Origin of the sequence: Bacillus sp. 17RED48 (genome assembly GCF_019837545.1) — a bacterium.
Classification (GTDB): Bacteria; Bacillota; Bacilli; order Bacillales; family Bacillaceae_G; genus Bacillus_A; species Bacillus_A wiedmannii.
Genome location: NZ_JADAXG010000004.1, coordinates 563,042 through 575,257 on the forward strand (window position 1 = coordinate 563,042; position 12,216 = coordinate 575,257).

Sequence of the window (12,216 nt, forward strand, 5' to 3'; positions counted from 1 at the left end):
ATAAACTAGATATGAATCTATAGAAGTAAGACGTATTATCTTACATAATAAAATCAATGAAATTGCGAGGAATTTTGAAATGAAAAAGGGTATTAACCGTGTAGTATTAGTAGGAACAGGAGCAGTTGGATGTAGTTATGCTTACTGTATGATTAACCAAGCTGTAGCTGAAGAATTTGTTTTAGTTGATGTAAACGAGGCAAAAGCTGAAGGAGAAGCAATGGATTTAAGTCATGCTGTTCCTTTTGCACCAGCTCCAACTAGAGTATGGAAAGGTAGCTACGAAGATTGTAAAGATGCTGACCTTGTAGTCATTACGGCTGGATTACCACAAAAACCAGGCGAAACACGTTTAGATTTAGTTGAGAAAAACGCGAAAATCTTTAAACAAATCGTTCGTAGTATTATGGATAGCGGATTTGATGGTATCTTCTTAATCGCAACTAACCCTGTCGATATTTTAACTTACGTAACTTGGAAAGAATCTGGTTTACCAAAAGAACGCGTAATCGGTTCTGGTACAACTCTTGATTCTGCTCGTTTCCGCTATATGTTAGGTGAGTATTTCGATATTGGTCCACACAACATTCATGCTTATATTATCGGAGAACATGGTGATACGGAACTTCCTGTTTGGAGTCACGTATCAATTGGTATTCAAAAACTACAAACGCTTCTTGATAAAGACAACACATACACGCAAGAAGATTTAGACAAAATCTTCATAAACGTTCGTGACGCAGCTTACCATATTATTGAGCGAAAAGGTGCAACTTACTATGGTATTGGTATGTCACTTCTACGTGTTACAAAGGCGATTTTAAACGACGAAAATAGCGTATTAACAGTATCAGCTTACTTAGAAGGTCAATATGGTCAAAAAGATGTTTATATCGGTGTACCTGCTGTATTAAATCGCGGCGGTGTTCGTGAAATTTTAGAAGTGGAATTAAGTGAAGAAGAAGAATTAAAATTCGATCACTCTGTTCAAGTTTTGAAAGAAACAATGGCTCCTGTTCTGTAATCGTGTATGCAAAAAAGCAATCCAATTTATTTTGGATTGCTTTTTTTGATTGCTCCTTAAAAACATCAGTTATTTTCTATCTTTTCCTATTTTTTAAACTGTTCCTCATTGTTTACATCAAGTACATCTAATAAAAAGATAAAGATTGGTATCCCTATAATAAGCCCCCATATTCCAAGGAAATGTTCTGAGAAGATGAGAATCATAAATGTATAAAAGATTGGTAAATTCGTTTTCGCAGACATGAATTTTGGGTTTAAAAAATAACTTTCAAGAGCATGGATTACTGTAATGAACACAAGTATGTATACAACGTACATTACTCCGCCTACGTTATAAGCAATAATACAAAGTGGAAACAAGGAAATGATAACACCAGCAACTGGAATCAAACCGAGTAGAAAGACCATGACGGCCAATACAAGAAGCTGCGGAAATCCTAAAATCACAAGTGCAATTACAGTGAGTACACAATTGACAACCGCAATTAAAAACTGTGCTTCAATTACTTTACCGAACGATCTTGCAAACCTTTCACCAAAATATGCAATCTCCTCATAAAAAACCTTCAGACTACTATCTTTAAATTTCGAAGTAAATGATATTATGCGTTCTTTTTCTAATAAGAAAAATAAACTTAAAATAAGAGAAAGTAGTATTTGCAAACTGACTTTTCCTATATTTGCAATCGATTGATATATGACATCTACACCTTGTTCTACATATTTTGATACTTCCATCCCATTAATTGTTGAAAGTGCATATTTAATGATTTCATTATCAGGTGGATTTTGAAAAAACAACCTAAACTGATAAATCAATTGGGAAATTTGTATCGTTAGCACAGGTAAATATTTATATAATGTTGTGCCGATAAAAGTAACTAATATTATATACAAACATGCGATAACAATTTTCCGATTCACTTTCAATTTCTTTGAAATAAAACGTTGAAACCGATCCATTAAAAATGTCAGTATGAACGTAATTAATATTAAATTGATCATACTTTTTAATCCATATAATACAAGCGCTACTATTATTAAAACGAGAAACCGTTGGAACCCTCTACTTCGAAAGAAATTTTTCACTTCATTCATTAAAATTTAACCTCCCCCTTCAATGGATGGAAATTGAATATATTACATTTTATGAACTTCTATAGACAATCTTTCTTACTAATTGAGAAGAATCCTTTTTTTCTTTTTATATTGTTAGATTCTTTTCATATTAGCCCACCAACATATTTCAGTGGAGCTCTATTTTTCGTTTATCCTTTTACAGTTTTGGTGATTTTCTATTTTTAGACTGCTGCTCATACGCATATCCCATATTGAACAGTTCCTTTTCACCAAATTGCTTCCCGACAAACACTGCACCTACCGGCTCTCCATTGTTATCATATCCTGCTGGCACCGCTAATTCTGGATAGCCAGCTACAGCTGATAGAAGAACTTCTTCGTTGTTAATCATAACTAAAGCATCCAAACCTTTTTCTACTAAATATCTATCTAGCTCTTTTCTTGCATTTTCTTGACTCGATCGCACTATTTTTTCAAACTCATCTTTCGTTATAGCAGATTTTTCAGATCCCTCAATTAATGTTTGTCCGTATTTTATTCGTCTATTACTATCCTTTTTATTAAACGCTATAATCTCTTCTAGCGATTTTACCGGCACATTTTTTTGCTGTGAAAGATAATCCTTAACATTATGTTTGAACTCATATTCTAATGTTTGTAGATTATCTACACCCTCAGCGTTTAACTGAATATCATCAGTCAATATTGCACCTGCATCTTGAAGGTCTTTTCTAATTTTTTCTGCTACTTCTTTTCTATTTTCATCTTGTCGATCTATTGAAAAAAGAACTCCTATTTTTTCCCTTTCAATCCATCTATCGATAAATCCTTCGCATAATCAACTCTTTCTTTATCTTTCATTTTTTCTGTCATAGCATCTTTTTCATCATAACTTACCATTATGCTAAATAACGTTGCCGCATCCCTCAGTGTTCTTGCCATCGGCCCTGCTGTATCAAGTGTTTCAGCTAACGGAATAATGCCAGATCTACTCACCATACCTAGTGATGGACGTAACCCAACTACTAATTGTTGCGTCGCGGGTGCTACAATTGACCCAGTCGTTTCCGTCCCGATTGCAAGTGGTGCAAAATCTGCCGCAACTACTGTAGCAGATCCAGAACTTGATCCCGATGTATCAAACGTAATCGGACCGTATGGATTCAAATTTTTTCCTTTTTTCCCGCTATATCCGCTAGGCATTGTAAAGGATAAATAATTTGCCCACTCAGACATATTCGCTTTCCCTAAAACAAAAGCACCTTCTTCTTTCAACTTCTTCACGATTGTCGCATCTTTATCTGCAATCCAATCTTTTAACACATACGTGCCCGCACTTGTCGGCATCACCTTTTCTGTTTGTACATTATCTTTTACGATAACCGGCATACCGTATAAGTTCGATTTCTTATTTGAAGACCTTTCTTTATCTAACTTTCGCGCTTCTTCCATTGCATTTGGATTAATCTCTGTAACAGCATTTAATGATATTCCATTTTGGTCATGTTCTTGTATTCTAAAAAGATAAATACTCGTTAATTCTTCATATGATAATTTTCCATCATCAATCATTTTTTGAAGCTCGTTCACAGTCGCATTTACAACCTCTTTTTCTTTTATCTTTACTTTATCTATGTTGATTCCTTTCAGCTGATTATGTATCGGTTTTAACACTCTATCTTTATCATATACGATACGCTCAGGTTCCTTTGGAAAATAATTTTTATACACGTAATATCCTCCGGCACATGCCAATAGGACAATACCCCCAGCAATTGACAGCGTTATCTTTACCCACTTTTTCATGCTGTTTCCTCCGCTCTAAAAGTTGATAAATTGTATTGAAAAAGAGAGTTATCCTTATAACCCTCTCTTATTAAAATGCTAAATGAAAAAATGAAGAATTTCAATTTAATTCATTCTTTTTTGCATTTGCTTCGCTAATAATTCCTTCACTTGATTATACGTTAATCCTGAATCTTTATTTAAACGTTTTACTTCCTCAACATTAGTACCTACCACTGTATATTTTTTCTCATCATTCATTTTTCCACTTCCCTTTCTACTGCATTATTTCTTATATTTTTCCCCTAAACTCTTATAAATTAACACAAATATAAATAAGGAAACTGTACGAAACTCAATAGGTGAAGGCAATTACGTAAGAGGAAAAGACAAAAAAATGTCGAATTTATATACTTGTTGAATTTAAGGACTTGGAGGATATATTTTGAATACATATGAGTTTAAACATAACATTCCAACTCTACAAGAGTATAAATATTTGTGTGATTCTGTTGGTTGGTCTAATTATATGAATTTTGAAGTGGCGGAAACTTCACTGAAGCATTCTATTCACTGCATCACAGTCAAAGATAATGAACAAATTATCGGCATGGGAAGAATTGTCGGCGATGGATCTATCTATTTCTATATTCAAGATATAGTAGTTCATCCAGATTATCAGAAACATGGTATCGGGAAAGAAATCATGTATCGTTTAGCTGCATACTTACATGAGAATGCCCCTGATAAGGCGTTTGTCGGTTTATTTGCATCACAAGGTAAAGAATCGTTCTATGAAAAATTTGATTTTAAGGATTACTCACCAAACATGACGGGGATGTTTACTGTCATTACAAAACAATAAACATAACAGATTTTTAATTGTACGGAAAAACTTCAATTCATATGAAGGAAATCGTTCTTGCAGTAAGAGTTTAACATTGCATACGAAAGGAGAGTACATATATGGCTAATATGTACTCTCCTTTTATTTAACTTTTTATACATTAAATTTCTTAATAAAATTTCACTACATCTTCAGTAGGTAAGAAAGTTCTTTCTCCTGGTTGTTCATTTGGCTCACCAAATGGCATTTGTCCTACTAAACTCCACTCTGCTGGAATGTTCCAAGTTTCTTTCACTTCAGCATCTACGATTGGATTGTAATGTTGTAATGATGCACCAATTCCTTCAGCCGATAATAACATCCATACAGTATGTTGTAACATTGCATTTCCTTGATGAGACCAGAATGGGAACTGATCTTTATATAATGGTGCATTTTCTTGCATTTTTTCTACTGTTGCTTGATTTTCAAAGAATAACACAGTCCCAACACCTGTATGGAAACCTTTTAATCTTTCTACAGTCGCTTCAAAGTTTTCTGCTGGTACGCGAGCTCTTAGTGTTTCTTTAACAATATCCCAAAACTTTTCATGCTCTCCATCCATTAATACAACCATACGACCACTTTGCATATTGAAAGATGTTGGTGCGTGTAACGCTGTTTTTAAAACTTCTTCAATTCTTTCTTTCGTAATTGCATCGTTTTTTGTTACTTTACGAATAGAACGACGGTTCACAATTGCTTCTTTTAAGTTTGTTGTAGTTGCTGACATTTTAATTCCTCCAAATATTTGTTTTATAATTTATTTTGTTATTTCATAACAAGCGAATTAGCAATATCCATCTGTATTACATTGCATACCTTCAAATGAATTTGTTTTATCCTTTTCAATTTCTTTATCAATGACTCTTTGTAGCGTTTCTTTACTAGCTAGCCCTTGAATGACTTCATCTCCAATCATGACAGTTGGAACAGCCATAATATTCGCTTCATCATATGCATGCTGAATTGCTTCTTGATGCTTTTCTTTATATTTACGAGTTACTAACGCATCTTTAAATTCAGCTTCAGGAAGACCTACTTCTACCGCTAATTTTGTTAAAACATCAATATCTTCAATGTTTTGCTCTTCTTGGAAAAATGCTGTGAATACGCGGTGATGATACTCATTTCCTAGTCCACGTTCTTTCGCAAATTGACACCCTTCGAAAGCTAAATGTGTATATGGATGCGGAGAAACACGTGGCAAACGCATATCGATTCCTAACTTCTTCGCAGTTGGAAGAATAAAAGCATCCCATGAGCCTAATTTTTCTGGCTCATTCCATGGATCTATTTTTGAATATGGACTTGGACGTAATTCAAATGGCATCCATTCAATTTCTACATCTTTCTCTTTCGCTACTTCATCTAATGGACCTTTTGCTAAAAAACAAAATGGACATATAAAATCTGAGTATACTTTCATTTTTACAGTCATACTTTTACACCTTACCTTTATAGTTGTAATCAAATCAGTTACATCGATAACAAAAAAATATAAATATGATTTAAGCATTCATTTTTTCTTGCAAAATTTCAAACAAATGCCCCATCGTAATATTTCTCAAAACTTCTTCCATCGCGGATTGCGCTTGTATTAATATAACTTCTAACACCGCTTGAATATTTGCTCCAATTGGACAATCTGGATTTGGTTGCTCGTGAATATGAAATAGTTTGTCTTCTTCGACTACATTTACTGCATAGTATACATCTAACAATGTGATTTCATGTAAATCCTTTAATAATCCCGCACCACCTGGACCGCGATTTACATATACAAAACCAGCTTGTTTCAAGTACGACATAATTTTACGAATGACTACTGGATTTGTGTTTACACTTTCAGCTATATAGTCTGAAGTACAAAGTGAAGATGGATTGTTTTTCAAAATAGATAAAATATGAACAGCTATAGAAAAGCGGCTACTAATTTTCATCGTGATCACCACCCTGATGTAATCATTATAGTTACAACAAAAAGATAAGTCAATCCTTTTCATAGATTTTTTATAAGCAAATAAAAAAGTGTCCCATTATGATATATGAGACACCTCTTTTTATTCTGCAAATAGCGCTTGAAATTCTTCAATAAATAGCTGCACAGCGATTGAGGAATCCTTTAATGAAGGAACAGCTAAAGCAATTTCTCTCCATACTTGTGGTTCCAATTCTCTCGTTTGCACATTCTGTGGTAAATTCGTTAAAGATAATTCGGCTAATATTGCAATACCTAGCCCTTCTTGAATCATGTTTAAAGCTGTAGTAACGGTTGATATTACATACTCAGCCCGAAGTGGTACGTTTGCTTGTTTAAACATATCAATAATGGGTGGTTCGTATCCACCCTTACATAATATGATCGGTTCATTCTCTAAATCACTAATTGTAATAGAGTCCTTCTTACAAAGAGGATGATCATCTCTTAAGATAGCAACCATTTTCCCCTTCGTTAATGGGACAATCTCCATCTCTTTATTAGGCAAAATAACAATTCCTATATCAACAACCCTCGATACTAACCAATCTTCAACTTCTTTAATCGCTCCTTCACAAAGAACGACTTCTAAGTTCGGATACTTCTCCTTAAAAAGGTTTATCATTTTGGGTAAGAAATGTGCAGAGGCACTCGGAAAACTCCCAATTCGAATCGTCCCAACTTCGTGTCCTTTCTCCATCGCAACTTCTTGCTCAATTTTCTCTACACCGTTCAAAATCTCTCTAATATGCACAAGAATTCTGTTTCCTACATCCGTCACGATTAGCCCTTTTCGTTTATCACGTATAAGAATCGTAACTCCTAACTCTGACTCAATACTTGAAATTGCATGACTTACAGCTGGCTGCGTCATATTTAACACCCGAGCAGCCTTCGTAAAACTACCTAACTCAACAGTTTTTATTAATACTTGCAGTTTTGTAATGGTCATAACTAATCACTTATACTCCCCATAAAAAAGATTCATTTTATTTATTACAGTCGATATCATATCATAGTGAAATGAATAACAACAAGGAGGTCTTACCGTGACACAGCTTTCTCGAACTAAGACGGCCATAATCCTTACCTTTCTCGTTTTCATGTGGGGAATCAATTGGCCTTTATCTAAGTTTGCCCTGCATTATACACCACCCGTTTTATTTGCAGGCGTTCGAACTTTAATTGGAGGATTCATTTTACTCCTTTTCGCATTACCGAAATACAAAGAGTTACACTTAAAAGAAACTTGGCATTTATACGTTATTTCTTCTTTACTTAACATCATTATATTTTACGGATTACAAACTGTAGGCCTTCAATATATGCCCGCTGGGTTATTTTCCGCCATTGTATTTCTACAACCTGTTTTACTCGGCATTTTCTCATGGATTTGGCTTGAAGAATCTATGTACGGCTTAAAAATTTTTGGGCTTGTTCTTGGATTTATTGGCGTGGGTGTCATTAGCTCTAGTAGTTTAACTGGACATATTTCTATTATCGGAATCCTTCTCGCGATAGGATGCGCGATTGGCTGGGCACTTGGAACAGTATTTATTAAGAAGACTGGGCACCGCGTTAATTCCATTTGGATGGTAACACTTCAGCTCATTATTGGCGGGCTTTGCTTAATTGGATTTGGTTCAGAGTTTGAAAGCTGGTCTAGTATCGCTTGGAGTATACCATTTGTTAGCGTACTACTCTTTATTTCATTCTTTGTTATTGCAATGGGATGGCTTGCATACTTTACTCTTGTTGGAGCTGGTGAAGCAAGTAAAGTTGGGGCTTATACATTTCTTATTCCATTAATCGCTATTATTGTAAGTTCAATTTTCTTACATGAGGCCATTACTATTAGCTTATTCATCGGACTATTATTTATTGTGGTAAGTATTTGTTTCGTAAATATAAAGCCAAAAACGCTTACTGTAGGGCAGCAAGTTGAAGTGAAATAAATATGAGAAAGAGCCTACTATTTGTAGGCTCTTTCTTATTGTATGATAATACTTAAGTAATAAAAATATTACTTCTACTATACATGGATGAACTAACAATTCTAATCATAAGGGGGAATTATATGGTTTTACAGTATAAAGAATTTGGAGATTCAAGCTCTCCACTTATGGTTTTTATTCATGGGGGCGGAGTCAGTGGATGGATGTGGGACAAGCAAATTAAACATTTTACTAACTTTCACTGCCTTGTTCCTGATTTACCTGAGCAAGGAAAAAACAGAAGTAAAGAACATTTCTCAATAAACTTTAGTGCTGAAAAAATCATAGAACTAATTGAAGAAAAAGGACAAGGGAAGACTGTTATAGTAATTGGGTTTTCATTAGGCGCTCAAGTATTAATTGCTATGCTAAGCATGAAACCAAACTTAATTCAATATGCTATGGTCAATAGCGCATTAGTTAAACCAATTCCTTTCGCTAAAACATTAATAAGCTCTCTTAGCTTAACCTACTTCTTAATAAAGAGTAAGAGATTTTCCAAAATACAAGCAAAATCAATGTACATAGATGAAACACAGCTTGATAACTATTATCATGACAGTTGTCAAATAAACAAAAATACATTTGTAAGGATATTAGAAGAAAATATGTCGTTTACAATACCAAAAAGTTTCAAAGATGCTAATAGTAATATATTAGTAACTGTTGGAGACAAAGAAAAAAGAATTATGAAGGACTCAATGACTGAAATCCTTGAAAATAATACGAATTGCACAGGTATTATCATTCCTGAAATTGGTCATGGAATCTCTTTAGCAAATCCCATACTATTTAATACTATAATTGAAAACTGGCTCGAACATGATATCCTGCCGGAAGACTTCATAATCATCAATTAAATTCCAGACATCGATAAACTTCATTATAGAGTGGCTATAATAGTGCCGATATCCTCATTCCTTCTAATCCATAGACCTAATAAAAAAGGTCTCATTATTTACGATGAGACCTTTCAATCTTACTTATCTTTTACGACGTACTACAAAAACACACGCACCAACCGACGATACAATCGCCAAAATAGATAAGACAATCGCTATTACTTGCATATTACTAGTGCCTTCATTCTTTTCTACACTAGACACTTCACCATGTTCTCCTGTTAATGACGTACCTTTTGCAATTGTAGTAAGTGAATGTGGTTTTTCAGCTTTTTCATCGCCTGTCCATTCAACAATTTCTCCATCTTTATATTGTTGATATGCATCCCAAGCTATTTTTTGTTCTTTATCAGGGTTTTTAGCGACGAAAGTAAATCGCTGGAACTGACCAGGTAAAATCCCTTCTCCTGTTGCTTCCCATACTACAGTTTTAACTTTTCCGGCATTATCTTTCTGCTCTTCCACTTTCCATCCTGGCACTGGTTCATACTGTTGGAACTCTACTCCAGACGGTATTTTTAATGTAACTTTTGTCGTTGCTACATTCTTCTCAACTGGTACTTTTATCGTGTAAGTCTCCCAAGAATTAACGTCCGAAGCTTCTGGTTTCACAGTGACGTGCGCACTAACAGGTAACGAAAAAATCCCCATTGCAATTATTGTTGCGATCATTGTTGTGCCAAATTTTTTTATACGTTTCATTTTCTATTCGCTCCTTTTTATCTATACCTTCTCTTTACCTGCCGCCTACTATAAATTTATAATCCGCATCAAAGCTATCAAGAGATTTTGTTAATCCGTGCACTTTTATATTCCAGTTTCCTATCATGTTAATATACATACCTTCCGCTTCATATTCTCCTGGTGAAACGGCCGAAACTTTAAATGAACCTTTTCCCATGTTCATATCCAATGATTGCGTAGTTAAAATAAGTTGCTCCATATCGGTAACAGGTTGTCCGTTCTCATCCTTTAAAGTAATATGGAATGTATTTTGTCCTACTTTATTAGGACTTACATGTAAAGTAAGTTCATACCCATTATCTAATTGCTTACTCTCTGTAAAAGGTCCCGTAGGAGGCATCGGTGGTGTTTGTACGTTTGTCATAAAAGCTACGATGACGAAAATGATAATTCCAATGATAAACTCTACTTTCACCGTAGCGCCTAATCGTTGCTCCGCTCTCATTTTCCCTTTCACATAATGAACAATTCCCAATATCCCCATGAAAATGAATAAAAGTATCTTTGCTAATAAAGCTAATCCATACTTCGTATCAAATAACGAATGGATTGTTGGAATAAAGAATGTACTGTTAAAAAGACCTGTTATTAAAATCACGATGACAGCACCTGTTGCCCACGGTGAAAAACGCTTAATCATATCCCAATACATATTCCACTTATCATCCTCTTTACGTAAAAGAAGAATAATGGATGATAGACCACCAATCCATAATGAAGCTGCGAATAAATGTAAAAAATCCATAACGACAGCAATATCTTTAAACTTCAAACCATATGCATGGCTATTAAAGGCTTTCATAACAAGTATCCCGATAAACAATACTATTGGAATGCTCCATACTTTAAACGATGACAGCTTCTCGCGCTTCATCGCAAAATACGTAACGATTATAAGCAAACTAATAAGAGCCATTTGAGTGAGCCATACGTAACTAAAAACAGAAAGTTGTAACGTTTCTTTTAATAGTAAAGGATGGAATGCTTCTAACCATGAAACATCAGCATTTATTTTCGCTTGCAGCGGTAGAGTGAATAGTAAGCTAATGAATATGCCAATTAATGAGATCCATATTATTTTTTTACTTCTTGACCGAACCGAGGTTGCATTCCCTTTATACATAATAAGATTAAAGAATAGCACGCCTATAAATAGTGAGAAACTTGTATATAGAATTCCACGTTCCATAATCATATCTATTTGCGGGACATACCCCATCTCTTCTACTTGTATATCGTCTGCTCCCGCTTCTGCTGATCCAATTCGGAACGGAATAACCCCTTGAATAGGATGCCCGTCAGCAGAAATCACTTTCCACTGAATAGAGTAGAGTCCGTTTTTCAAATTTTCTTTTAACCCTGCTTCTAATATTTTTTTATTTTTCTTATCGATATAAGCATCTTTTAGATCTACTCTTGTACCTGAGGTATCTCTTACAAACAATGTATTAAAATGTGAAACTTGTATATCCTCATCGAATTCAATTTTCACAACAGCTGGTGCTTTCTTCAACGTTTCATTTTCAGCAGGGTTTGATTTCACAATGTACGCATGAGCAGATGCACTTTTCGGTATTGCTATGATAAGCACGCATGCAATTAATAACCATGCCCCTAACCTTCTCATTACTTTCACAATCATTTCACTTCTTTCTTCCTCATCGCTCTATTTTCATTACATCTACTTCCCAAGTCGATTACTTGAAGAAATATTAACCTGATTAAATATAAACTTCTATACAGTAGAACTCTTTATTTCTCTCTCACCTCTAAACTTCTAATAAAATAGTAACTATCTTCATAGATACAACTTACATT

12 protein-coding genes and 1 pseudogene are annotated in these 12,216 nt (G+C 34.5%); 4 read left to right on the top strand and 9 right to left on the bottom strand.

What is annotated here, in order from left to right:
• The first annotated feature begins 79 nt into the window (after positions 1–79).
• On the top strand, positions 80–1,024 hold the full coding sequence (locus ILT06_RS19935; RefSeq protein WP_064476369.1) for an L-lactate dehydrogenase: 945 nt from the start codon (positions 80–82) through the stop codon (positions 1,022–1,024).
• 86 nt (positions 1,025–1,110) lie between these two features.
• Here the strand turns inward: ILT06_RS19935 and ILT06_RS19940 are convergent, their stop codons facing one another.
• The 3 genes and pseudogenes from ILT06_RS19940 to ILT06_RS32575 form a co-directional block, all read right to left on the bottom strand.
• Positions 1,111–2,124, bottom strand: a complete 1,014-nt coding sequence (locus tag ILT06_RS19940) for an AI-2E family transporter (RefSeq protein WP_064476370.1) — start codon at positions 2,122–2,124, stop codon at positions 1,111–1,113.
• Between the two features lie 178 nt (positions 2,125–2,302).
• A pseudogene (locus ILT06_RS19945) lies at positions 2,303–3,912 on the bottom strand (amidase family protein).
• 105 nt (positions 3,913–4,017) lie between these two features.
• Positions 4,018–4,152: a hypothetical protein gene (locus ILT06_RS32575; protein WP_064476371.1), complete on the bottom strand. Its 135-nt coding sequence runs from the start codon at positions 4,150–4,152 to the stop codon at positions 4,018–4,020.
• 184 nt (positions 4,153–4,336) lie between these two features.
• Between ILT06_RS32575 and ILT06_RS19950 the strand changes: the two genes are divergently transcribed.
• Entirely contained in the window at positions 4,337–4,756 is a 420-nt protein-coding gene (locus tag ILT06_RS19950; protein WP_064476372.1) for a GNAT family N-acetyltransferase, read from the top strand.
• Between the two features lie 151 nt (positions 4,757–4,907).
• Here ILT06_RS19950 and ILT06_RS19955 read toward each other — a convergent pair whose 3' ends face one another.
• From ILT06_RS19955 to ILT06_RS19970, 4 genes are all read right to left on the bottom strand, one after another.
• Positions 4,908–5,510: a nitroreductase family protein gene (locus tag ILT06_RS19955; RefSeq protein WP_064476373.1), complete on the bottom strand. Its 603-nt coding sequence runs from the start codon at positions 5,508–5,510 to the stop codon at positions 4,908–4,910.
• A 57-nt stretch (positions 5,511–5,567) separates the two neighbouring features.
• Complete coding sequence (locus ILT06_RS19960) at positions 5,568–6,218, bottom strand: DsbA family oxidoreductase (protein ID WP_000216675.1); 651 nt, start codon at positions 6,216–6,218, stop codon at positions 5,568–5,570.
• Positions 6,219–6,288: 70 nt separating this feature from the next.
• Positions 6,289–6,720 carry an Rrf2 family transcriptional regulator gene (locus ILT06_RS19965; protein ID WP_064476374.1) on the bottom strand — a complete coding sequence of 144 codons (432 nt, stop codon included), beginning with the start codon at positions 6,718–6,720 and terminating at the stop codon, positions 6,289–6,291.
• Between the two features lie 120 nt (positions 6,721–6,840).
• Positions 6,841–7,710 (bottom strand): LysR family transcriptional regulator, encoded by an 870-nt coding sequence (locus ILT06_RS19970; protein WP_222655396.1) that lies wholly within the window; start codon positions 7,708–7,710, stop codon positions 6,841–6,843.
• Positions 7,711–7,807: 97 nt separating this feature from the next.
• Between ILT06_RS19970 and ILT06_RS19975 the strand changes: the two genes are divergently transcribed.
• Both ILT06_RS19975 and ILT06_RS19980 read left to right on the top strand, forming a co-directional pair.
• Positions 7,808–8,713 carry a DMT family transporter gene (locus ILT06_RS19975; RefSeq protein WP_064476376.1) on the top strand — a complete coding sequence of 302 codons (906 nt, stop codon included), beginning with the start codon at positions 7,808–7,810 and terminating at the stop codon, positions 8,711–8,713.
• A 122-nt stretch (positions 8,714–8,835) separates the two neighbouring features.
• Positions 8,836–9,612 carry an alpha/beta fold hydrolase gene (locus tag ILT06_RS19980; RefSeq protein ID WP_064476377.1) on the top strand — a complete coding sequence of 259 codons (777 nt, stop codon included), beginning with the start codon at positions 8,836–8,838 and terminating at the stop codon, positions 9,610–9,612.
• 123 nt (positions 9,613–9,735) lie between these two features.
• Here the strand turns inward: ILT06_RS19980 and ILT06_RS19985 are convergent, their stop codons facing one another.
• The gene (locus ILT06_RS19985) at positions 9,736–10,356 is read right to left on the bottom strand and encodes a YcnI family copper-binding membrane protein (protein WP_064476378.1); all 621 of its coding nucleotides are present in this window, start codon (positions 10,354–10,356) and stop codon (positions 9,736–9,738) included.
• Positions 10,357–10,390: 34 nt separating this feature from the next.
• Positions 10,391–12,040 carry a copper resistance CopC/CopD family protein gene (locus ILT06_RS19990; protein WP_103654957.1) on the bottom strand — a complete coding sequence of 550 codons (1,650 nt, stop codon included), beginning with the start codon at positions 12,038–12,040 and terminating at the stop codon, positions 10,391–10,393.
• Positions 12,041–12,216: the final 176 nt, after the last annotated feature.